At 67.4% G+C, this 21,118-nt stretch carries 19 protein-coding genes and 1 pseudogene; 10 read left to right on the top strand and 10 right to left on the bottom strand.

Annotation, left to right across the window (positions count from 1 at the left end):
- A pseudogene (locus BU28_RS0108770) lies at positions 1-276 on the bottom strand (IS110 family transposase); the annotation flags it as partial.
- A 232-nt stretch (positions 277-508) separates the two neighbouring features.
- On the opposite strand from BU28_RS0108770, the gene BU28_RS0108765 reads away from it, so the two are divergent.
- From BU28_RS0108765 to BU28_RS0108755, 3 genes are all read left to right on the top strand, one after another.
- Positions 509-1,810, top strand: coding sequence for a lipoprotein-releasing ABC transporter permease subunit (locus tag BU28_RS0108765; RefSeq protein ID WP_028719146.1), 1,302 nt, complete (start codon positions 509-511; stop codon positions 1,808-1,810).
- Entirely contained in the window at positions 1,803-2,465 is a 663-nt protein-coding gene (locus BU28_RS0108760; RefSeq protein ID WP_028719145.1) for an ABC transporter ATP-binding protein, read from the top strand. Before BU28_RS0108765 ends, BU28_RS0108760 begins: the two co-directional genes overlap by 8 nt.
- Before the next feature lie 221 nt (positions 2,466-2,686).
- The gene (locus BU28_RS0108755) at positions 2,687-3,103 is read left to right on the top strand and encodes a phosphatase PAP2 family protein (protein ID WP_036762427.1); all 417 of its coding nucleotides are present in this window, start codon (positions 2,687-2,689) and stop codon (positions 3,101-3,103) included.
- 681 nt (positions 3,104-3,784) lie between these two features.
- Here the strand turns inward: BU28_RS0108755 and BU28_RS0108750 are convergent.
- From BU28_RS0108750 to BU28_RS0108720, 7 genes are all read right to left on the bottom strand, one after another.
- Entirely contained in the window at positions 3,785-4,063 is a 279-nt protein-coding gene (locus tag BU28_RS0108750) for an SH3 domain-containing protein (RefSeq protein WP_028719143.1), read from the bottom strand.
- Between the two features lie 89 nt (positions 4,064-4,152).
- Positions 4,153-4,485: a YnfA family protein gene (locus tag BU28_RS0108745; RefSeq protein ID WP_028719142.1), complete on the bottom strand. Its 333-nt coding sequence runs from the start codon at positions 4,483-4,485 to the stop codon at positions 4,153-4,155.
- Complete coding sequence (gene parE / locus BU28_RS0108740; RefSeq protein ID WP_028719141.1) at positions 4,482-6,452, bottom strand: DNA topoisomerase IV subunit B; 1,971 nt, start codon at positions 6,450-6,452, stop codon at positions 4,482-4,484. The genes BU28_RS0108745 and parE overlap by 4 nt, the downstream gene beginning before the upstream one ends.
- A gap of 251 nt (positions 6,453-6,703) precedes the next feature.
- Positions 6,704-7,885: a dipeptidase gene (locus tag BU28_RS0108735; RefSeq protein ID WP_028719140.1), complete on the bottom strand. Its 1,182-nt coding sequence runs from the start codon at positions 7,883-7,885 to the stop codon at positions 6,704-6,706.
- Between the two features lie 216 nt (positions 7,886-8,101).
- A complete protein-coding gene (locus BU28_RS0108730) occupies positions 8,102-9,970 on the bottom strand; it encodes a M3 family oligoendopeptidase (RefSeq protein ID WP_081791323.1) in 1,869 nt (622 codons plus the stop codon).
- 48 nt (positions 9,971-10,018) lie between these two features.
- Positions 10,019-10,999, bottom strand: a complete 981-nt coding sequence (locus BU28_RS22460) for an alpha/beta fold hydrolase (RefSeq protein ID WP_051578053.1) — start codon at positions 10,997-10,999, stop codon at positions 10,019-10,021.
- Between the two features lie 4 nt (positions 11,000-11,003).
- Complete coding sequence (locus BU28_RS0108720; protein WP_028719138.1) at positions 11,004-11,288, bottom strand: SCP2 sterol-binding domain-containing protein; 285 nt, start codon at positions 11,286-11,288, stop codon at positions 11,004-11,006.
- A 57-nt stretch (positions 11,289-11,345) separates the two neighbouring features.
- Here BU28_RS0108720 and BU28_RS22455 point away from each other — a divergent pair, with 57 nt between their 5' ends.
- The 5 genes from BU28_RS22455 to BU28_RS0108695 all read left to right on the top strand — a co-directional run bounded on the left by BU28_RS22455 (position 11,346) and on the right by BU28_RS0108695 (position 16,701).
- Entirely contained in the window at positions 11,346-12,023 is a 678-nt protein-coding gene (locus tag BU28_RS22455) for a tetratricopeptide repeat protein (RefSeq protein WP_081791322.1), read from the top strand.
- Positions 12,023-15,052, top strand: a complete 3,030-nt coding sequence (locus BU28_RS0108710; RefSeq protein WP_028719136.1) for a helicase-related protein — start codon at positions 12,023-12,025, stop codon at positions 15,050-15,052. Before BU28_RS22455 ends, BU28_RS0108710 begins: the two co-directional genes overlap by 1 nt.
- A 9-nt stretch (positions 15,053-15,061) precedes the next feature.
- Entirely contained in the window at positions 15,062-15,340 is a 279-nt protein-coding gene (locus BU28_RS0108705) for a S4 domain-containing protein (protein WP_028719135.1), read from the top strand.
- 178 nt (positions 15,341-15,518) lie between these two features.
- The gene (fdxA, locus tag BU28_RS0108700; protein WP_028719134.1) at positions 15,519-15,857 is read left to right on the top strand and encodes a ferredoxin FdxA; all 339 of its coding nucleotides are present in this window, start codon (positions 15,519-15,521) and stop codon (positions 15,855-15,857) included.
- Between the two features lie 334 nt (positions 15,858-16,191).
- The gene (locus BU28_RS0108695) at positions 16,192-16,701 is read left to right on the top strand and encodes a CarD family transcriptional regulator (protein WP_028719133.1); all 510 of its coding nucleotides are present in this window, start codon (positions 16,192-16,194) and stop codon (positions 16,699-16,701) included.
- Positions 16,702-16,765: 64 nt separating this feature from the next.
- On the opposite strand, the gene BU28_RS0108690 is transcribed toward BU28_RS0108695, so the two are convergent.
- Both BU28_RS0108690 and puuE read right to left on the bottom strand, forming a co-directional pair.
- The gene (locus tag BU28_RS0108690; RefSeq protein ID WP_233144968.1) at positions 16,766-17,614 is read right to left on the bottom strand and encodes a bifunctional allantoicase/(S)-ureidoglycine aminohydrolase; all 849 of its coding nucleotides are present in this window, start codon (positions 17,612-17,614) and stop codon (positions 16,766-16,768) included.
- Between the two features lie 11 nt (positions 17,615-17,625).
- The gene (gene puuE / locus BU28_RS0108685; protein WP_028719131.1) at positions 17,626-19,032 is read right to left on the bottom strand and encodes an allantoinase PuuE; all 1,407 of its coding nucleotides are present in this window, start codon (positions 19,030-19,032) and stop codon (positions 17,626-17,628) included.
- Between the two features lie 219 nt (positions 19,033-19,251).
- Between puuE and BU28_RS0108680 the strand changes: the two genes are divergently transcribed.
- Together BU28_RS0108680 and BU28_RS0108675 are read left to right on the top strand one after the other, a co-directional pair.
- A complete protein-coding gene (locus BU28_RS0108680; RefSeq protein WP_028719130.1) occupies positions 19,252-20,553 on the top strand; it encodes an NCS2 family permease in 1,302 nt (433 codons plus the stop codon).
- Between the two features lie 189 nt (positions 20,554-20,742).
- Positions 20,743-21,117: an NADH:ubiquinone oxidoreductase subunit NDUFA12 gene (locus BU28_RS0108675; RefSeq protein ID WP_028719129.1), complete on the top strand. Its 375-nt coding sequence runs from the start codon at positions 20,743-20,745 to the stop codon at positions 21,115-21,117.
- Position 21,118: the final 1 nt, after the last annotated feature.

Genomic DNA, 21,118 nt, shown 5'->3' with positions numbered 1-21,118 from the left:
GGCGACATCGTTCTTCTGGCGCTTCACAAAGGGCTTCACATAGGCCGGCGGGATGAGCCGCACCTCATGGCCCAGCTTCCCGATCTCACGACCCCAGAAATGGGCGCCACCGCACGCCTCCATCACGACGACGCAGGATGGTAGCTGGCTGAAGAACGCCAGCACCTGGTCCCGCCGAAGCTTCTTGCGCAGCACCGCTCGCCCAGAAGCGTCGGCCCCGTGAAGCTGAAACACATGCTTCGCAAGATCGAGCCCGATCGTGGTAATCTCCGACATGACCTCTCCCCTCTGTGGATCGTCCCAGACCCACCCTGGCACAGCGAAGCCGTCGGGGGGGCGGTCACATCATCAGAGCCTCGGCAGCCTGTAAGACGCAAACAACGACGAAGTAGCCGACCGTCCGCCATGGCCCCCCTCGCACCATCCCCACGCCCCCCTCACGCCCTTGTAGCCTTGCCTTTCGTGATCGCCCGCGCCAATCAGTCCCGAACCAAACCCAAGGTGACCGATGGCCAGTTCCCGCCCGTTCTCGCGCTACGAATTCCTGATCGCCTGGCGCTACCTGCGCGCCCGCCGGGCCGAGGGCGGGGTCAGCGTGATGACCTGGATCAGCCTGATCGGCATCATGCTGGGCGTGGCCGCGCTGATCGCCACGCTGGCGGTGCGGGCGGGGTTCCGGGCCGAGTTCGTCGACACCATCCTGGGCGCGAACGCCCACAGTTCGGTGTCCTACATGCCGACCTCGGTCTATAACGATCTGACCGAGGAAACCTATGTCGTGCCCGGCACGATCCAGGATGCGGACGCGCTGGCGGCGCGGCTGGCGGCCGTCCCGGGCGTCACCCGCGCGACCCCGGTTGTTCGCGGCCAGGTGATGGTCTCGGCCAACGATTCCAACAACGTGGCCGAGGTCTATGGGGTGACGCTGGCCGATCTGAAGGCCATGCCGCGCATTTCCAACCCCTCGACCGCCGGCGGCAATATCGAGGATTTCGACCGCGGCATCGCCATTGGGGCCGAGCTTGCGCGCGACCTGGGCGTGGGCGTCGGCGACCGGGTGCAGCTGATTTCCCCGCGCGGGGCGCAGACCGCCTTCGGCACCACGCCCCGGATCGAAAGCTATGACGTGGTCTATATCTTCTCGGCCGGGCGCTATGACATCGACAAGACCCGCGTCTACATGCCGATGTCTCAGGCGCAGTCCTATTTCAACCGCGAGGGCGTCGCGGACGAGATCGAGGTCTTCGTGCAGGACCCCGAGCGCGTGGACGCGCTGACCCCGGCGCTGCTGACCGCCGCCGGCGAACGCGCGCAGATCTGGACCTGGAAGGATGCCTCGGGCAGCTTCCTGCGCGCGCTGACGATGGAGGACAACGTGATGTTCGTCATCCTGTCGATCCTGGTGCTGATCGCCTCGATGAACATCACCTCGGGGCTGATCATGCTGGTCAAGAACAAGGGCCGCGACATCGGCATCCTGCGCACCATGGGCCTGACCGAGGGCTCGGTGCTGCGGGTGTTTTTCCTCTGCGGGGCCTTCACCGGGGTGATCGGCACGGTCGCGGGCGTCGCGCTGGGGGTGGCCTTCGCGCTGAACGTCCAGCATGTGCTGGATTTCGTGAACTGGATATCCGGCGGGGGCGCATGGGACGCCTCGGTCCGCGGCATCTATGAACTGCCGGCGCGGCTGCGCTGGGTGGATGTCGCCAAGGCCGTGGGCCTGTCGCTGGCGCTGTCCTTCGTCGTCACCATCTTTCCCGCCCGACGCGCGGCGCGGATGAACCCGGTCGAGGCCCTGCGCTATGAATGACGTTCTGGTTCTGGACGCGATCTCCAAGACCTACGGCAAGGGCGGCCCGGCCCCGGTGCCGGTGCTGTCGGATCTGTCGCTCTCGGTCGCGCGGGGCGAGGTGGTGGCGCTGGTCGCGCCCTCGGGGGCCGGGAAATCGACGCTGCTGCATATCGCGGGTCTGCTGGACACCGCCGACGCGGGCCGCGTGGTGCTGAACGGGCGCGACATGACCGGGCAGGGCGACCGCGCCCGCACCGAGGCGCGCCGCGTCTCGCTGGGCTTCGTCTATCAGTTCCACCACCTGCTGCCCGAATTCTCGGCCGCCGAAAACATCGTTCTGCCGCAGCTGGCGAACGGCGTTTCCCAGGGCGCGGCGCGGGCCCGGGCGGCGGACCTGCTGGGCCGTGTCGGGCTGTCGCACCGCGCCGATCACCGCCCGGCGCAGCTCTCCGGGGGCGAACAGCAGCGCGTGGCCTTTTGCCGGGCGCTGGCGAATGCGCCCGCGCTGCTGCTGGCGGACGAGCCGACCGGGAACCTGGACCCCACGACCTCGGACAAGGTCTTCGACGTGCTGATGGGCCTGGTGCGCCAGACCGGGCTCTCGGCGCTGATCGCGACGCACAACATGGATCTGGCGGGGCGCATGGACCGGGTGATCCGGCTGGGGGGGTGATGGAGCGGCGCAAAGTCCGGTGCATCGCCGGTGTACGGCCGGTGTACGCCCTGTGCACGGCTGTCACAGCGAAAATCCCGGTGATTGCTGGGTTTCTTGCACCGACGCGGCGCGCGGTCACAGCGCGCAACGCACGCAGCCGTTGCGCAACATCGCTGACCCTCGTCGCCGCCCTCGCATCCCCGGCGGCGGCGGACCCGTTCGAACAGTTCGGCACGGCGATGAAATACGGGTTGCCGCTGGCCGCCGCCGCCTGCGCCGCCGATCAGGACCGGCTGGAGGATTTCGCCGTGCGGGGCGCCCTGCAGGCGGCGCTGGTCTGGGGCATGAAGGAATTCTTCGACGGCGCGCCGATCTCGCGCCGCCCCTCGGGCGAGGGCAAGGGCTTCCCCTCGGGCCACACCGCGGCGGCGTTCTTTGGCGCGGGCGATCTGGCGGGGAAGTGTTTCGAGGACAAGCCCTGGGCAGGCGCGGCGGCCTATGGCGCGGCCGGGCTGACCGGCTGGAGCCGGGTGCACGCGGGCGAGCATACCCCGGAGCAGGTATTCACCGGCGCGCTGATCGGGGTCAGCTTCGGCGCGGCGAGCTTCGGGATCGGGACCGAGGGGGTCGGGTTTCGGTGGGGGATGCGGTTTTAAAGCCATTGCTGCCGGTCACGAAGGGGGTAAAGCTCTGGGCAAAGGCTTACAGGTTCAGAGCGGGACATGCGTATCGCATTTTTTGCAGTCACCCTTTTAGCATCTTCATGCGTCGAGCAGCCTGCCTCAGTGGGAGCAAGCCTCGACAAATGCGGGTGGCAGGGTCCGTCACGCCACCCCGACCGCGTATTGGTGGAGCATCCTGCCAGCTATGAAGGAGGGTCATATGTTGGCCTCGCGACTGAAGAATACCCGAAAAAGCCGAACGACCCTCGCGGACATGCGCAGCGGTTCACTCTGATAAATTGCTCTAACTATGACACAATCAGACTAGATGCAGGTTTCATCGAGCCTCCTAACACGCTCGCGGTACCAGAGCTTCTCAAACGGATTTCCGATCTTCGCGAGAGTGATCGCCTGACCAAGCCAGGGAGTCTTCAAAAACTTGGGGAAGAGAATGTTTGGGGGGTATCCGAGGGTAACTCTGCGAACCACAGTCGGGCGCGTTGTGCGTGCAAGAGTCTTCAAGCCGAATGAACAATGGGAAAGGCTGTTAGGCAGGTCTACTCTGACCGGCCGCTCCGTCCCGCAACGCCGACACTTGACGGCCCGCTAAAAGCAATCCGGTATCGCTCCGGCCGGCGTAGCGACCAGAGCCCCTGCTAGCCCGGCAGCGGGAAATCAGGACTCGGACAGATAGTCCGCCGACACATAACCCGACACGCCGGGCTTGGCGGCGAGCGAGACCCGGCACCAGCGTTTGCCGGCTTTGGTCACGCAGTCGTGGCGCGTGAGGCGCGTACCGTCGGGAAGGCCGAGGATGATCCGGTAGTTGAGGCCGGGGCCTTCGCGCAGCTTCAAAAGCTCGTCCGGCCCGGCGCCCTTGACCACGGTGCCGGGACCGGCCGCGCAACCGGCGATGACCATGAGGGAAAGGAGGGCGGCAAGATGTGTTCGCATGTCTGACCTGAATCGTTTCGTTCTGAATACGGCACCGCCGCGCCGAAATACAGCGGGCAGGGGCTGATACGACGCCCGGACAAGGCGGCTCAGGCCCGTGCGCCCGCCAGGACCACTATCGCCCCCGCGATGCACAGGCCGCCGCCGAGCAGGTCCCAGCGGGTGGGCACCTGCCCCTCGGTCAGCCACAGCCAGCCGAGCGAGGCGGCGACGTAGATCCCGCCGTAGGCGGCATAGGCGCGGCCGGCGAAATCGGTCTCGATCCGCGTCAGCGCCCAGGCGAACAGCGCCAGAGACAGCATACCGGGCACCAGCCACAAGGCCGAGCGCCCGAGCCGGGCCCAGGCCCAGAAGGCGAAGCAGCCGGCGATCTCGGCCAGCGCGGCGAGCGCGTAGATCGCGAGCGGCGCGGCCAGCATCAGACGTCCAGTTCCTCGGCATCCGCGAACTGGGCATTTTCCTGGATGAACTGAAAGCGCAGCTCGGGCTTCTTGCCCATCAGGCGTTCGACCAGATCGCCGGTCTCGCCGCCCTCGTCCTCGTCGATGGACACCCGGATCAGCTTGCGCGTCCTGGGGTTCATCGTCGTATCCTTGAGGTCCTTGGCGTCCATCTCGCCCAGGCCCTTGAAGCGCTGCACGTCGATCTTGCCCTTGCCACCCAGGCCACGGGCCAGCATCGCCTCTTTCTCGGCGTCGTCCGCGACATAGACGCGATGCGCGCCCTGGGTCAGGCGGTAAAGCGGCGGGCAGGCCAGATACAGGTGCCCCTTGTCGATCAGCGGCCGCATCTGGGTAAAGAAGAAGGTCATCAGCAGGCTGGCAATATGCGCGCCGTCCACGTCGGCGTCGGTCATGATGATGATCTTGTCATAGCGCAGGTCGTCGATGTTGAAGCGCGACCCCATGCTGACCCCCAGCGCCTGGCAGAGGTCGTTGATCTCCTGGTTCGAGCCCAGCTTGGAACTGGCCGCGCCCAGCACGTTCAGGATCTTGCCGCGCAGCGGCAGCAGGGCCTGGGTCTGGCGTTCGCGCGCCATCTTGGCGCTGCCGCCCGCGCTGTCGCCCTCGACGATGAACAGCTCGGTCCCCTCGCGGTTGGTGGCCGAGCAATCGACCAGCTTGCCGGGCAGGCGCAGCTTCTTCGTGGCCGACTTGCGGGCGGTTTCCTTCTCCTGCCGGCGGCGCAGGCGCTCCTCGGCCCGCAGGACCAGGAAATCCAGGATCGCGCCCGCCGATTTGGTGTCGGCGGCCAGCCAGTTGTCGAAATGGTCGCGCACGGCGCCCTCGACCAGACGCGCGGCCTCGGTCGTGGCAAGGCGGTCCTTGGTCTGGCCCACGAACTCGGGTTCGCGGATGAAGCAGCTGACCAGCGCGCAGCCGCCTGTCAGCAGGTCGTCGCGGGTGATGTTCGCGGCCTTCTTGTTGCTGATCAGCTCGCCATAGCCACGGATGCCCTTGAGGATCGCGGACCAGAAGCCGGCCTCATGCGTGCCGCCTTCGGGTGTCGGGACGGTGTTGCAATAGGACTGGATGAAGCCGTCGCGCGAGGGCGTCCAGTTGATCGCCCAGTCGACCTTGCCGGGGACGCCGAACTTTTCCTTGAAATCGACGCTGCCGGCAAAGGGCCGCTCGGCATAGGTCGAGGCGCCGGTCAGCTGTTCGTTCAGGTAATCCGCCAGCCCGCCGGGAAAATGGAAGCTGGCCTCGACCGGCGTTTCGCCATCGTCGATCTCGGTCTTCCAGCGGATTTCCACGCCCGAGAACAGATAGGCCTTGGACTTTACCATCTTCAGCAGCCGGGCGGGCTTGAAGCGGTGATGGCCGAAGATCTGCTCGTCAGCGTGAAAGCTGACCGTGGTGCCGCGCCGGTTCGGGGCCGCGCCGACCTTTTGGACCGGGCCCTGCGGGATCCCGCGCGAGAAGCTTTGCTGGAACAGCTCGCGGTTGCGCGCGACCTGCACGACCATGCTGTCCGACAGCGCGTTCACGACCGAGGCGCCGACCCCGTGCAGCCCCCCCGAGGTCTGGTAGGCGTCGCCCGAGAACTTGCCGCCGGCGTGCAGCGTGCACAGGATCACCTCGAGCGCGGACTTGCCGGGGAACTTGGGATGCGGGTCGATCGGGATGCCGCGGCCGTTGTCGCGTACGATGACGGTGAAATCGGCGAGCAACTCGACCTCGATGCGGGTGGCATGGCCCGCGACCGCCTCGTCCATCGCGTTGTCCAGGATTTCGGCGACCAGGTGGTGCAGGGCGCGTTCGTCGGTGCCGCCAATATACATGCCGGGCCGCTTGCGCACGGGCTCAAGCCCCTCGAGCACTTCGATCGAGGCGGCCGAGTAGCTGTCGGAGGCCCGGTCAGAGGCGGGGAAAAGATCGTCGGCCATGGCACCTGCTCGTCTGTTCTTGGGCCGGCGTTATCTCATGCCCGGCGGGGCGGGGGCAAGGGAAAGCGCCTTGCCGCGGGCGGATCAGCGGGGCGTTTGATCTGCGTCATGTCGGGCTGCGACAAATTGGACTATTGTCAGGCTGTTCAGGGGTGGCAAAGCGGCGCCGCCGCGGGCGGAACGCCGCTTTGGAAGGGTGGCCAGTGGGGGCCGACCGGCGCCGTCAGGCCGTGGCGTGCCGGTCGGGCCTTTTAGAGGTTCTGCGCCAGATAGCGGATCATGTTCCCGCCCATCACCTTGGCGATCTGCGCATCGCTCAGCCCCGCGTCGATCAGCGCCTGGGTCAGGACCGCCAGCCGCGACGCGTCGAAGGGCGCATCGACCGAGCCGTCGTAATCCGAGCCGAGCGAGACATGGTCCTCTCCGACCAGTGCGATGGCGGCCTTGACCGAGGCCGCGATGTCGGCCGGGGTGCCGCCGCAGTTCACGTCCGCCCAATAGCCGATGCCGATGACCCCGCCCTTGGCGGCGATGGCGCGCACCAGATCGTCCGACAGGTTGCGCGGGCTGGGGCAATGGCCGTGGATGCCGGTATGGGACAGGATCGGGCGGGTGCCGGGCATGGCCAGCACGTCGCGCACCATCTGGGGGCTGGCGTGGGCCAGGTCCACGATCATGCGCCGCTCCTGCATCTCGCGCACGACCTGGCGGCCGAATTCCGACAGGCCCGAGCCGCTGCCGCCTTCGCCATGCAGGCTGCCGCCCAGTTCGTTGTCGAAGAAATGCGTCAGGCCGATCAGGCGAAAGCCCGCGCCGTAAAGCACGCGCAGGTTCGCGATGTCGCCCTGAAGCGGGTGGCCGCCTTCCGAGCCCAGGATGGCGCCCAGGGTGCGCGCACCCTTGCGCCGCGCCTCGAGCAGCGTCTGCAGGTCATGGGCCGAACGGATCAGCATCAGGTTGTCCGGCGCGGCCTCGGCCGCGCGGTTCAGCGCCTCGGCCTGGACCAGCGCGCGTTCCTTGAGGCTGAACCAGCTGGGGATGGGCCGCAGCTGGCCGATGAACAGCGGCGTGATGTTGTCGGGCGCCTCGGCGCTGTTGTGGTCGTAGTTCTGGCCGCGCGGGCTTTTGGTGACGGTGGTAAAGACCTGCACGGCGACATTGCCCTCGGCCAGGCGGGGAACATCGGTGTGGCCGCGGTCCGCGCGCTTCAGGAGGTCGCGATCCCAGAGCAGCGCGTCGGAATGCCAGTCCGCGATGACCAGGCTGTCGTGCAGCGCCTGCGCCCGCGCCGAGACGGCGACCTTGTCCCCCGCGTCGGTCACCGGGTTCAGTCGCCGCTCGATCCAGGCGGGGCCCAGGACCGCGACCAAGACGGCCGCCGCCAGGGCCAGCGCCAGGAGTGTCAGGACAAGGCGCCGCAGGATCCGGATCATGGTTTCTCCCTCGTCTTGTCGGGGGTGGGCGGATCGCCGGCCCCGCCGTTGCCGGGGCTCCGCCCCGCTCGTCGCTGAAAAGCTCCTGCGGACCTTTTCCGGGCGCTCCTCGCCCCCCGGGATATTTGGGCAAGAAAGAAGCACAAGCCGGTCTTCTTTCCTGAAAAAATATCCTCGGGGGGTTCGGGGGGCGAAGCGCCCCCGGGTCGCGGCGCGTCAGCCCTCCATCGCCTCGAGTTCGTCGATCAGCGCCTCGATCATCGACAGGCCCTTGTCCCAGAAGGCCGGGTCCGAGGCGTCGAGGCCGAAGGGCGCCAGCAGGTCCTTGTGGTGCTGCGAGCCGCCGGCCGAAAGCAGGGCGAAGTACTTGTCCTGGAAGTCGGGCAGCCCGTCCTCGTAGGCGGCATAAAGCGCGTTCACCAGCCCGTCGCCGAAGGCGTAGGCATAGACGTAGAAGGGCGAATGGACGAAATGCGGGACATAGGTCCAGAAGGTTTCGTAGCCCGGCATGAACTCGAAGGCGTCGCCCAGGGATTCCGCCTGCACCGACATCCAGAGCGCGTTGATGTCCTCGGGCGTCAGCTCCCCTTCGGCGCGGGCAGCGTGCAGCTTGCATTCGAAATCGTAGAAGGCGATCTGGCGCACGACGGTGTTGATCATGTCCTCGACCTTGCCGGCGATCAGGGCCTTGCGCTGGACCGGATCGGTGGTCTTCGCCAGGAGCGCGCGGAAGGTCAGCATCTCGCCGAAGACAGAGGCCGTCTCGGCCAGCGTCAGGGGCGTCGAGGACAGAAGCTCACCCTGCGCGGCCGCCAGACGCTGGTGGACGCCATGCCCCAGTTCATGGGCCAGCGTCATCACGTCGCGCGGCTTGCCCAGATAGTTCAGCAGCACATAGGGGTGCACGGTCGTCACGGTCGGATGGGCGAAGGCACCCGGTGCCTTGCCGGGCTTTACGCCCGCGTCGATCCAGCCCCGGTCGAAGAAGGGCTCGGCAAGCTCGGCCAGCTTCGGCGAGAAGCCGGCATAGGCGTCAAGCACGGTGGCGCGCGCCTCGGGCCAGGGGATCAGGCGCGGGTTTTCCGTGGGCAGGGGCGCGTTGCGGTCCCAGACCTGCAGCTTGTCGAGGCCCAGCCATTTCGCCTTCAACCGGTAATAGCGGTGCGACAGGCGCGGATAGGCGGCGGTCACGGCATTCCGGAGCGCCTCGACCACCTCGGGTTCGACGTGGTTCGACAGGTGGCGCGCGGTCTGCGGCGTCGGCATCTTGCGCCACTTGTCCTCGATGGATTTTTCCTTGGCGAGCGTGTTGTGGATGCGCGAGAACAGCTTGATGTTCTTGCCGAAGACCTCGGCCAGCGCCTTGGCGCCGGCCTCGCGGCGGGCGCGGTCGTGGTCGGTCAGCAGGTTCAGTGTCGCCTCGATCCCCAGCTCCTCGCCCTCGACGTCGAAGGTCAGGCCGGCGGTGGTTTCGTCGAAGAGCCGGTTCCAGGCGGCGGCGCCGACCACGGAATTGTCGTGCAGGAAGCGTTCCAGCTCGTCCGACAGCTGATAGGGGCGCATGGCCCGCATCCGGTCGAAGACGGGGCGATAGCGCGCCGTCCCGCTGGCCGAGAACACCTCGTCATAGCGGTCGTCCGAGATGCGGTTGAATTCCAGGCTGAAGAAGACCAGCCCCGTCGTCACCTCGGCGATCCTGTCCTGCAGGTCGCCCATCATCTTGGCGCGGGAACCGTCGGTGGTGTTCTGGTAATAGCGCAGCCCGGCATAGGACATGATACGCCCGGCCAGCGTGTCGATCTGTTCATAGCGCTGGATGCATTCCAGCATCTTGGGCGCGTCGAGCGAGGCGAGCTTGCCCTCGTAGTCGCGCGCGAAGCTGCAGCAGGCCCGCGCCAGGGTGTCCAGGTCGGCCTGCAGTTCGGGCGCGTCGGGGGCGGGATAAAGGTCGGTCAGGTCCCATTCGGGCAGATCGCCCAGGGCGGCGTTTGCGGCGGCGGCCACAGGCTGGGCGTTTTCGTCGTGGGGCAGGGACGGGGCGGCGGCCCAGGGGAACAGAAGACGGCTTGCGGGGGAAATCGTCATGAACTTTCCTTTCTGTTGGTCAGGATTTGACGCTTTGTCCCGGCGGCTTCAACCCGTGGCGTGAAAATCCTGCCTGTCGGACGCAGGGCCGGCCTGGCTGGCCGCGAAATGCGCGGTCGCGGCTTCGAGGAAGGCGGCGCGGACTGCCGGGCGCTCCATCATCGCTTCGTGCCGGCAGGATCGCAGGTCCAGAAGCCGCGCGCCGGGCCAGGCCGCGACCCGGTCGCGGATCGCCTGGGCCGAGACGATGCGCTCCCCGTCCCCCAGACCCGCCAGCATCGGCAGGGGCGGTGCGGGGATCTCGGCCAGGCGGCGGCATTCGGCCAGTGCCTCGGCCAGCCAGTGGTGGGTCACGCCGCCGATGGCGAGGTCGGGCCAGGCGTCGGCCTCGGCCACGAAGCGGCCCCAGCGGGTGCCGTCGCCGGTCAGCAGGTTGTCCAGGAAGCCCTGCTTGAGCACGAAGGGCTCGGCCCCGCCCGAGCCGGGTGCGACGCCCTGGTGGCGACCGAAGGTGCGGGCCACGACCACCATGCCAATCGCGATGCGGGTCATGATGTTGGACAGGCTCAGCCCCCACATGGGCGCCGAGAACACCGCCGAGGCGACCGGCAGGCCGCCCGCCAGCGCCGCCAGCCCGATGGCGCCGCCCATGGAATGGGCCAGCAGGTGCCAGGGTCGGGGCAGGCCGATTTCCTGGGCCGCCACGACCAGTTCGACCACGTCGCGCTGATAGTCGGAAAACCGCTCGACATGGCCCAGCCGGGGATCGGCCAGCAGCCGGTCGGACATGCCCTGACCGCGCCAGTCGATGGCCAGGACGTCATAGCCCGCCGCGTTCAGGTCCAGCGCGACGGCGTTGTATTTCTCGACGTATTCGGTGCGGCCGGGGAACAGCAGGACCGAGCCCGAGGCCCCGCCTGCCGCCCAGTGCGCCGCGCGCAGCCGGATCCCGTCCTCGGCCCGCAGCCAGACGGCGCGGGCCATGGGCAGGGGGTCGCCCGGCAGCGTGTTGAAGGGCGCCGGCGTCACCGCGTCAGCCCAGAAGCGCCCCGAGCTTCATCGCGGTGGGCATCGAGCCGTCGACCTTGAGCTTGCCGGTCATGAAGGCCATCGTCGGGTTCACGTCGCCCGACAGCAGCCCCTCGAACGTCTCGCGGCTGGCGGTCAGGGTCACGTCGGCCGCATCGTCCGCCGCCCGGGCGCCCGATGCGTCGATATAGACCGCGCCCTCGCCCTCGATCACGAACTTGGCTGTGCCGTCAAAGCCCTTGGCCTTGGGGTCCAGCGCGGCCACGGCGGCCTCGACCACTTTGCTCATAAGTATTCTCCCTGACTGAGTCTGGAAATGGATTGGTGGGACAGTTACATAGGGATCATGCGCTGGCCAGTCCCCCATTTCCACATTGCCGTGACGGCAGGGTTAATCCTGGGGCTGGCGGTTCCGGCCAGCCTGCTGGCGCAGGCTGACCCCCCCGCCGGCCCGCCTGTGGCCGAGGAGGCGCCCGAATCGGGCGAAGGCGCGCTGGTCGCCCCCGCCGCGCCCGACGAACCCACCGCCAAGGCCCGCCTGCGCGAGCGCGAGGACCTGGACCTGCTGTTTACCGAACTGGCCCAGCCTGAGGGCGAGGCCTGGGCGCGCGCCGAAACCGACATCCTGCGGATCTGGTCGCGGTCCGGCTCGGCCGCGATGGACCTGCTTTACAAGCGGGGCGAGGCGGCGATGGACGCGGGCGACATGCCGGCCGCCCTCGGCCACCTGACCGCGCTGACCGACCACGCGCCCGATTTCGCGGGTGGCTGGTACCTGCTGGGCGTGGCTTATTACCTGAACGGCGACGCCGGGCCCGCCATCGCGGCCCTGGGCGAGGCGCTGGCGCGCGAGCCGCGCCATTTCGCCGCGCTGACCCAGCTGGGCGGCATCTTCGAGGAACTGGGCGACGACGCCCGGGCGCTTGCCGCCTACCGCGCGAGCCTGGCGATCCATCCCCATCAGCAGGACGCGCAGGACGCGGTGCAGCGGCTTGAAGAAACCACGAAGGGCACGGACGCCTGATGCAGGACAGATCTCGGGTGACGGCGGTCCTGGGGCCGACCAACACCGGCAAGACGCATTATGCCATCGAACGGATGCTGGCCCATCGCACGGGCGTCATCGGCTTGCCGCTGCGTCTGCTGGCGCGCGAGGTCTATGACCGCATCGTCAAGGCGCGCGGCCCCAGCGTCGTCGCCCTGATCACCGGAGAGGAGCGGATCGTTCCCGACCGGGTGCAGTACTGGGTCGCCACCACCGAGGCCATGCCCGAGGTCGGCGCCGATTTCGTCGCCATCGACGAAATCCAGCTGTGCGCCGACCCCGAGCGCGGCCATGTCTTCACCGACCGGCTGCTGCACATGCGGGGCCTGCACGAAACCCTGCTTCTGGGCAGCGACACCATGCGGCCCGCCATCGCGGCGCTGGTGCCAAGCGTGCAGTTCATGCGGCGCGAGCGGTTCTCGACCCTGTCCTGGGCGGGGTCGAAAAAGATCAGCCGGATGCCGCCCCGCTCGGCCATCGTGTGCTTTTCCGTCGACGAGGTCTATGCCACGGCCGAGCTGATCCGCCGGCAGAAGGGCGGCTGCGCCGTGGTCATGGGGGCGCTGTCGCCCCGGACCCGCAACGCCCAGGTCGCCATGTACCAGCAGGGCGAGGTGGATTACCTGGTCGCGACCGACGCCATCGGCATGGGCCTGAACCTGGACATCCGGCACGTCGCCTTTTCCGCGACCGAGAAATTCGACGGCCGCCGCTATCGCCCGCTGTTCCCCCATGAACTGGGCCAGATCGCCGGGCGTGCGGGGCGGCACACGGAACCCGGCACCTTCGGCGTCACGGGCGACGCGGGCCCGCTGGACGAGGGGCTGATCGAGGCGATCGAGAACCACCGCTTCCAGCCGATCAGCCGGCTGATGTGGCGCAACGCCGCGCTGGAGTTCGGCACCGTCGAGCGGCTGATCGCAAGCCTCGAGGCCTCGCCCGGCAGCGAGTGGCTGGCCCGGGGCCGCGAGGCAGACGACCTGCGCGCGCTGAAGGCGCTGACCACCATGCCCGAGATCCGCGACCGCGTGACCCACCCCAAGGACGTGCGCCTGCTGTGGGACGTGTGCCGGATTCCCGATTTCCGCTCGATCTCGCCGGCCGAGCATTCGACGATGCTGGCGCGGATCTTCGGCTTTCTGCAAGACGGCGGTGTTCCGGGCGACTGGCTGGCCACGCAGGTGTCCCGCATCGACAAGACGGCGGGCGACATCGACACATTGTCGAAACGTTTGGCATATATTCGCACTTGGACCTATGTCGCGCAGCGTTCGGGGTGGGTTTCGGACGAAACCCATTGGCGGGCCGAGACGCGCGCGGTAGAAGATCGACTGTCGGATGCGTTGCATGCCGCATTGACGCAAAGATTCGTGGACCGGCGCACCTCAGTGCTGCTGCGCCGGCTCAAGCAAAAGGAGAGCCTTTTGGCCGAGGTGAATGACAAGGGCGAAGTGACGGTCGAGGGCGAGTTCGCCGGCCGTCTGGAGGGATTCCGCTTTCGCGCCGATCCGAACGCAACCGGGGACGAGGCGCGGATGCTGTCCCGCGCCGCCTACGAGGCGCTGCGCCCCGAGTTCCATCTGCGGGCCGACCGGTTCTACAACGCGCCGGACACCGAACTGGACTTTACCGAACAGGGCGGCCTGATGTGGGGCAGCTCGGCCGTCGGCAAGCTGGTCAAGGGGGCCGAGGCGCTGAAGCCCGGCGTCGAGCCCTTCGTCGACGAGGAGGCCGGCCCCGAGATCGCCGAAAAGGTCCGTCGCCGGTTGCAGCACTTCATCGACCGCAAGGTGGCGACCGCCTTCGAGCCGCTGCTGGCGCTGAAGAACGACGAGACGTTGACCGGGCTTGCGCGTGGCTTCGCCTTCCGTCTGGTCGAGGCCTTGGGCGTGCTGCCGCGCGAGGGCGTGGCCAATGAGGTCAAGGAGCTGGATCAGGACGCGCGCGGCCACCTGCGCAAGCATGGCGTGCGCTTCGGCCAGTTCACCATCTTCCAGCCGGCGCTGCTGAAGCCCGCGCCGACCCGGCTGCGGCTGGTGCTGTGGGGGCTGGACCAGGGGCTTTCCGAATTCCCCGAAAGCCCGCCGCCCGGGCTGGTCACGATCCCGAACCTGCCGGACGTGCCCAAGGGCTATTACACGCTGTCGGGCTATCACCCGGCGGGCGAGCGCGCGATCCGTATCGACATGCTGGAGCGGCTGGCCGACATGCTGCGCACCCAGGACAGCCGCGCGGGATTCGAGGCGACGCCCGACATGCTGTCGATCACCGGCATGACGCTGGAGCAGTTCGCCGGCCTGATGGGCGGGCTTGGCTATCGCGCCGAGAAGGCTGAGCGCCCCAAGGCCCGGACCGAGGTCGCGCCGCCGGCGCCGCCCGCGCCCGAAGACGCCGACCACGAACATCCGCTGACCGAGGAAGAAAGCGTCCTGGCCGCCGAGACCCGCGCCCGCTGGGAGGCCGAGCAGGCCGCCCGCAAGGCCGCCGATGAGGCCGCCGCGGCCGAAGCCGGCGAGGGCACGACGACCGAGGGCGAGCAGCCCGCCGCGCCCGAACTTGAGGTGTTCTATACCTTCACCTGGGCTCCGCGCCCGCGCGGCAACCGCCGTCCCGAACGGGGCGAGCGTCCGCAGGGCGACCGTCAGGACCGCGGCCCCCGCCGCGACCGCGACAACCCGCAAGGCGGCCCGCGCCAGGGTGCGCCGGCCGAGGCGGGTGGGCGCGACGGCGCTGCCCGGCAGCAGGGTGGCCCGCGCGAAGACGGCAAGCCCCGGGGCGAAGCCCGCCGGCGCGACGAAAACCGCGCGGACCGTCAGGGCGGCGGCGACCGTCAGGGGCAGGGCGGGGAACGCCAGGATCGCGGGCCCAAGGGCAAGCCGCGCTTCGACAAGGGCAAGCCCCGTCACGAGGGACCCAAGACCTTCGAAGCGCGTCCTCCGCGGCCCGAAAAGAAGGTCGACCCCGACAGCCCCTTCGCGATTCTCGCCTCGCTCAAGAACAAGACGTGAGCGGGACGCGTGGCTGAGCTCGAGGGCGCGGCCAGCATCCGCCTGGATCGCTGGCTGCATCACGCTAGGATGTTTCGGACCCGTACGCTTGCCGCCGACGCCATTGCGGCCGGCGGCATTCGCCTGAACGGAAAGCCCTGCGCCAAGCCGGCGCAGGTGCTGCGCGGGGGCGATCTGGTCACCGTCGCGGCACATGGGCGGGTCCGCGTCCTGCGGGTCCTGGACCTGGGAGAGCGGCGCGGCCCCGCGACCGAGGCAGCAACCCTTTACGAGGAAGTCGAAATGTGATTCTTGCGCGGCATCAGGGCCGCACAAGGAACAGCGTTTCGCCCGACAGCCGCATTCTGGATCACCGTCCCCGGACCGGCTGCTCCGCTTCGGATGCCGGTCTTTTCGGTCGGGCCGGCCTTGAATGATGAACCCACCGGGCGTAACTAGCCGGGCAGGAAACAGGAATAGACGCGCCATGACCTATGTCGTCACCGATAACTGCATCATGTGCAAATACACCGACTGCGTTGAGGTGTGCCCCGTGGACTGTTTCTACGAAGGCGAAAACACGCTGGTGATCCATCCCGACGAATGCATCGACTGTGGCGTGTGCGAACCGGAATGCCCGGCCGACGCGATTCGCCCCGATACCGAGCCGGACATGGAGCAGTGGGTCGAGTTCAACCGCAAGTACTCCGAGCTTTGGCCCGTCATCACCCGCAAAAAAGACCCCATGCCCGGCTACCAGGAAATGGACGGGCAGCCCGGCAAGCTGGAGAAATATTTCTCTCCCAACCCCGGCGAGGGCGGTTGATCTGTCGCTGCGTCAGGGCGGCGCGATTCGGGCTTCCCTGACCTCGAAAGTGCTTGCGATGTTCCTTGTAAGGTACTGGGAACATGACGCATAAGGCTTTTGCATTCTTGTTGGCCTCGGGCGATCCATCGGCTTTGATTCCGGCCTGAATTTATGTTATGTTCATGACATACCGCCGATCAGGCCGCTTTGGTGGCCCGACCGGCGATGTTGTCTGTCCAGGTTGTCTGCCCCTGCCTGGATCGCAATACACCGATGGTGGCCCAAAAGGTCGGGAGCATGCCCGCCTTGGGGCTTTTTGCGCCGCGAACGGCGCCGCTGTGAAGGAAGTTCTATGTCGAAAGCCAAGAAGACCGAATTCCGTCCCGATGACTTCGTGGTCTATCCGACCCACGGCGTCGGCCGCATCGTTTCCATCGAGGAACAGGAAATCGCGGGCCTGCGCCTCGAGATGTTCGTGATCTCGTTCGAAAAGGACAAGATGACACTGCGCGTTCCGACCTCGCGCGCGACCGAGATCGGCATGCGCGGCCTGGCCACTCCGGACCTGATCGACCGCGCGCTCGAGACGCTGAAGGGCAAGGCCCGCGTCAAGCGCGCCATGTGGTCGCGCCGCGCGCAGGAATACGAACAGAAGATCAACTCGGGCGACCTGATGTCGATTGCCGAGGTGGTGCGAGACCTGCACCGCAACGACGACCAGCGCGAACAGTCCTATTCCGAACGCCAGTTGTACGAGGCCGCCCTGGACCGGCTGACCCGCGAAGTCGCCGCCGTCAGCGGCATCGACGAGGCCGGCGCACAGAAGAAGGTCGAAACCGTGCTGACCGCCCGCGCGGCCTGAGCCGACCGTTCCGACATGACAAAACCGCCGGCGTGCTGCGCCGGCGGTTTTTCATTGCGTTCCCTTATTTCCAAAGGGGCGCGTGGCGGTTCACGTCCTTGTACAGCAGATAGCGGAAGTTCCCCGGCCCGCCGGCATAGCAGCACTGCGGGCAAAAGGCGCGCAGCCACATGAAATCGCCGGGCCCGACCTCGACCCAGTCGCGGTTCAGGCGATAGACGGCCTTGCCCTCGACCACGAACAGCCCGTGTTCCATGACATGGGTTTCGGCAAAGGGGATCGAGCCGCCGGGCGTCAGCGTCACGATGGTGATGTGCATGTCATGGCGCATGTCCGTGGGGTCCATGAACCGCGTGGTGGCCCAGCTGCCGCCGGTGTCGGGCATCGGGATCGGGGCGATGTCGCGTTCGTTGGCGATGATGACATCGGGCTTGTCGAGTCCCTCGACCGCCTGCCAGCGCTTTCGCCACCAGTGAAAGCGCGCGGTCTGATCGCCGTTTTCCACCGACCATTCGGTTCCGGCGGGAATATAGGCAAAGCCGCCCGGCGTCAGGTCGTGCACCGCGCCCGCCACGGTCAGCCGGACGCCGCCGTCGGTGACGAAGATCGCGGATTGCGCGCCGTCGTCCACTTCGGGACGGGCCGAGCCGCCCTTGGGTTCAAGCTCGACGATATACTGGCTGAAGGTCTCGGCGAAGCCCGACAGAGGGCGGGCGATCATCCACATCCGCATGCCGCGCCAGCCGGGCAGGAAGCTGGTCACGATGTCGCGCATCGTGCTGGCGGGAATGACGGCATAAGCCTCGGTGAAGACGGCGGTGTCAGTCGACAGGTCGGTCTGCGGAGGCAGGCCCGCGAAGGGGCCGGCATAGGTCGGGGCGGGCATGGGGCTGCCTTTCGGAATGTGGTTCATCGGGTCCTCCCTTATTTCAAGGCATCGCGCAGCCGCAGCTCCGCGATGCGCATGACCTGACGCTCGGCCTCGGCGCGCTCGGTCGGGGTGTCGTTGGCCAGCCGGCGCTGCATGGCGGCCAGGATGCCCGCCTTGTCATGGTCGCGCACTGCGATGATGAAGGGGAAGCCGTGCTTTTCCACATAGTCGGCGTTGATGCGCTGGAAGGTCTCGCGTTCGGCGTCGGTCAGCGCGTCCAGACCGGCCGAGGCCTGTTCGGACGTGCTTTCCGCCGTCAGCCGCTTGGCCTGTGCAAGCTTGCCGGCAAGGTCCGGGTGGGCGACCAGCACGCCCAGCCGTTCCTGGTCCGAGGCGCCGCGGAACACCTGCGCCATGCGCGCGGCCAGGCCCGCCGGTGTGTCGTGGATCGCACCCATCTCACCGTCCCAGACCCGTTCGGCGATGAAGGGCGAATGTTCGTAGATGCCGCCGAACTTTTCCACGAACTCCTCGCGTCCCATCTGCGAGGGGCGCTGGCGGGGCTGATACGGATGTTCGCGCGCCCAGTGCCGCGCGATGTCCAGCCGGGTCGCGAACCAGACGCCGTCGTGGCTGCGCGCGTGGTCCAGGAAACGCTGGATCGCCATGGCGCGGCCGGGGCGCCCGGCCAGGCGGCAATGCAGGCCGATGGACATCATCTTGGGCGCGCCGGCCTCGCCTTCGGCATAAAGCACGTCGAAGCTGTCGCGCAGATAGTCGAAGAACTCGACCCCGGTGCCGAAGCCCTGGCCGCTGGAGAAGCGCATGTCGTTGGCGTCCATCGTATAGGGCACCATCAGCTGCGGCTTGCCGTCATGGACATGCCAATAGGGCAGGTCGTCGGCGATGGTGTCGGCCAGGTATTCGAAGCCGCCTTCCTCGCATCCCAGCGCCACCGTGTTCATCGAGGTGCGGCCCTGGTAGAAGCCGCGCGGCCGTTCGCCGGTGACGCGGGTGTGCAGCTCGACGGCGCGGGCGATGTGCTCGGCCTCGACCTCGCGCGGGACGTCGCGATAGTCGATCCACTTCAGCCCGTGGGTCGCGATCTCCCATCCGGCGGCCTGCATGGCGGCAACCTGTTCGGGCGCGCGCTCAAGGGCGGTCGCGACACCGTAGACGGTGATCGGCACGTCCTGCAACATGCGGTGCAGCCGCCAGAAGCCGGCACGGGCGCCATAGTCATAGATCGATTCCATGTTCCAGTGACGCTGGCCGGGCCAGGGCTGGCAGCCGATGATCTCCGACAGAAAGGCTTCCGAGGCGGCATCGCCGTGTTCGATGCTGTTCTCGCCGCCCTCCTCGTAGTTCATGACGATCTGGACCGCGATCCGGGCGCCTCCGGGCCAGCGCGGGTCCGGGGTGTTCTGACCATAGCCGATCATGTCGCGGCTGTATCGCATCGCTTGCTTCCTTCTTGTCGTAAGGCTTTAAATGCACTCATCATCCTGCCGCCCTTCGAGGCAAGGCGCGAATTTCTATAAACAGAGCACCAGTTTCGTTGAAAATCCTGGCTTTCTTAATAAACCATTGAAACTCTGTCGCTGGAGCCGGCATAGGCGTTGAAGATGCGGGGTTCTAGTGTCGCTGTCACGGCGGGCCAACCGCCGGTGGGAGGTTACATGCTAGAAAAACAGTTCGGCCTTGCGGCCAACGGAACCAGCGTCAGGACCGAGGTGATCGCGGGGATCACCACCTTCCTTACCATGGCTTACATCATTTTCGTCAACCCGGACATCCTGTCGACGACGGGCATGGACCGGAACGCGGTCTTCGTGGCGACCTGCCTTGCGGCGGCGCTGGGTTCGGCCATCATGGCGCTTTGGGCGAACTGGCCCATCGGCATGGCGCCGGGCATGGGGCTGAACGCCTTTTTCGCCTTCACGGTCGTCGGCGCGCTGGGGTTTACCTGGCAGCAGGCGCTGGGGGCGGTCTTCATCTCGGGCCTGGTGTTCCTGTTCCTGTCGGCGACGGGGATCCGGCGCTGGCTGATCGCGGGCATCCCGCATTCCATGCGCAGCGCCATCGCCGCGGGCATCGGCATGTTCCTGGGGCTGATCGCGCTGAAGAACGCGGGCATCGTCGTCGGCAACCCCGCGACCCTGGTGGGTCTGGGCGACCTGACGGCGGCGGGCACGCTGTTGGCCATCGCGGGCTTTTTCATCATCGCCGCGCTGGACGCGCTGAAGGTGCGTGGCTCGATCCTGATCGGCATCCTGGTGGTGACGGTGGTGTCCATCCTGATCGGGGCAAGCCCGTTCGGCGGGATCGTGTCGATGCCGCCGTCGATTGGGCCGACCTTCCTGCAGCTCGACATCGCCGGTGCGCTGACCGTGGGCATCTTTCACGTCATCCTGGTCATGGTTCTGGTCGAGGTGTTCGACGCCACCGGCACCCTGATCGGCGTTGCCAAGCGCGCCGGGCTTCTGACCAAGGGGCCGGCGCATACGAACAAGGGGCTGAGCCGCGCGCTGATGGCAGACTCGACGGCGATCCTGGCGGGCTCGATGCTGGGCACCAGTTCGACCACCGCCTATGTCGAAAGCGCCTCGGGCGTGCAGGCGGGCGGGCGCACCGGGCTGACCGCGCTGGTCGTGGCGGGTCTGTTCCTGCTGGCGATGTTCTTTGCCCCGCTGGCCGGGTCGGTGCCAGCCTATGCCACCGCGCCGGCGCTGCTGTATGTCGCCTGCCTGATGGTGCGCGAGTTCGAGGAGATCACCTGGGGCGATGTGACCGAAAGCGCGCCGGCCGTACTGACCGCGCTGATGATGCCGTTCACCTATTCCATCGCGAACGGCCTGGCCTTCGGCTTCGTCAGCTACGCGGCGATCAAGCTGCTGACGGGCCGCGCGCGCGAGGTGCATCTGGCGACCTGGATCGTGGCGGCGCTGTTCGTCATCCGGTTCGCGTTCTTCATGGAGTGACGGCGGCGCTGGAATTGGGGGGCTTTGCCCCCCGCCTCTGCCCGCCCCTCAACGGGGCGTGCAGAGGCTCCCCCCAGGATATTTGAACAAGAAAGAAGCCCGGGGCAGCGCGGAGGTCAGCGCCTCTCTGGACCTTGGGCGCGGTTTGCGCCATATCTCGGCCAGCACCGATCCAAGAGGTTTCCGCCCATGTCGTTACTTTTGCGCGCCCTGACCTGGTGGAACAGCCAGACGCTCAACACCCAGCTATGGACCCGCCTTTACGGCGAACGGGTGGGAGAGGACGACCAGGGCAATGTCTATTACCAGTCCAAGGGCGGCAAGCGGCGCTGGGTGATCTATAATGGCGAGGCCGAGGCCAGCCGCGTGTCCCCCGAATGGCACGGCTGGCTGCACCACACCTACAAGGAGCCGCCGACCCGGCAGCCCTTGCCGCACAAGCCCTGGGAAAAGCCGCATGCCCCGAACCAGACGGGGACGCCGGCGGCCTATCACCCGGCGGGGTCGCTTTATCGGGCCGAGCCGGCCGAGCGGCGCGACTACGACGCCTGGCAGCCGGAATAAG

Origin of the sequence: Paracoccus yeei ATCC BAA-599 (assembly GCF_000622145.1) — a bacterium.
Classification (GTDB): domain Bacteria; phylum Pseudomonadota; class Alphaproteobacteria; order Rhodobacterales; family Rhodobacteraceae; genus Paracoccus; species Paracoccus yeei.
Note: the sequence above shows the minus strand (reverse complement) of the source record. Positions and strands in the feature narration are given on the sequence as shown.

What these genes read in the sequence shown, in the direction of transcription:
- BU28_RS0108760 (WP_028719145.1), top strand. Translation starts at nt 1,803, where the DNA reads ATGAATGACGTTCTGGTTCTGGACGCGATCTCCAAGACCTACGGCAAG.
- BU28_RS0108730 (WP_081791323.1), bottom strand. Translation starts at nt 9,970, where the DNA reads ATGACGATTTCCCCCGCAAGCCGTCTTCTGTTCCCCTGGGCCGCCGCC.
- BU28_RS0108690 (WP_233144968.1), bottom strand. Translation starts at nt 17,614, where the DNA reads ATGAACCACATTCCGAAAGGCAGCCCCATGCCCGCCCCGACCTATGCC.
- BU28_RS0108755 (WP_036762427.1), top strand. Translation starts at nt 2,687, where the DNA reads ATGAAATACGGGTTGCCGCTGGCCGCCGCCGCCTGCGCCGCCGATCAG.
- BU28_RS22455 (WP_081791322.1), top strand. Translation starts at nt 11,346, where the DNA reads ATGCGCTGGCCAGTCCCCCATTTCCACATTGCCGTGACGGCAGGGTTA.
- fdxA (WP_028719134.1), top strand. Translation starts at nt 15,519, where the DNA reads ATGACCTATGTCGTCACCGATAACTGCATCATGTGCAAATACACCGAC.
- BU28_RS0108680 (WP_028719130.1), top strand. Translation starts at nt 19,252, where the DNA reads ATGCTAGAAAAACAGTTCGGCCTTGCGGCCAACGGAACCAGCGTCAGG.
- BU28_RS0108720 (WP_028719138.1), bottom strand. Translation starts at nt 11,288, where the DNA reads ATGAGCAAAGTGGTCGAGGCCGCCGTGGCCGCGCTGGACCCCAAGGCC.
- puuE (WP_028719131.1), bottom strand. Translation starts at nt 19,032, where the DNA reads ATGCGATACAGCCGCGACATGATCGGCTATGGTCAGAACACCCCGGAC.
- BU28_RS0108710 (WP_028719136.1), top strand. Translation starts at nt 12,023, where the DNA reads ATGCAGGACAGATCTCGGGTGACGGCGGTCCTGGGGCCGACCAACACC.
- parE (WP_028719141.1), bottom strand. Translation starts at nt 6,452, where the DNA reads ATGGCCGACGATCTTTTCCCCGCCTCTGACCGGGCCTCCGACAGCTAC.
- BU28_RS0108765 (WP_028719146.1), top strand. Translation starts at nt 509, where the DNA reads ATGGCCAGTTCCCGCCCGTTCTCGCGCTACGAATTCCTGATCGCCTGG.
- BU28_RS0108675 (WP_028719129.1), top strand. Translation starts at nt 20,743, where the DNA reads ATGTCGTTACTTTTGCGCGCCCTGACCTGGTGGAACAGCCAGACGCTC.
- BU28_RS0108695 (WP_028719133.1), top strand. Translation starts at nt 16,192, where the DNA reads ATGTCGAAAGCCAAGAAGACCGAATTCCGTCCCGATGACTTCGTGGTC.
- BU28_RS0108750 (WP_028719143.1), bottom strand. Translation starts at nt 4,063, where the DNA reads ATGCGAACACATCTTGCCGCCCTCCTTTCCCTCATGGTCATCGCCGGT.
- BU28_RS0108735 (WP_028719140.1), bottom strand. Translation starts at nt 7,885, where the DNA reads ATGATCCGGATCCTGCGGCGCCTTGTCCTGACACTCCTGGCGCTGGCC.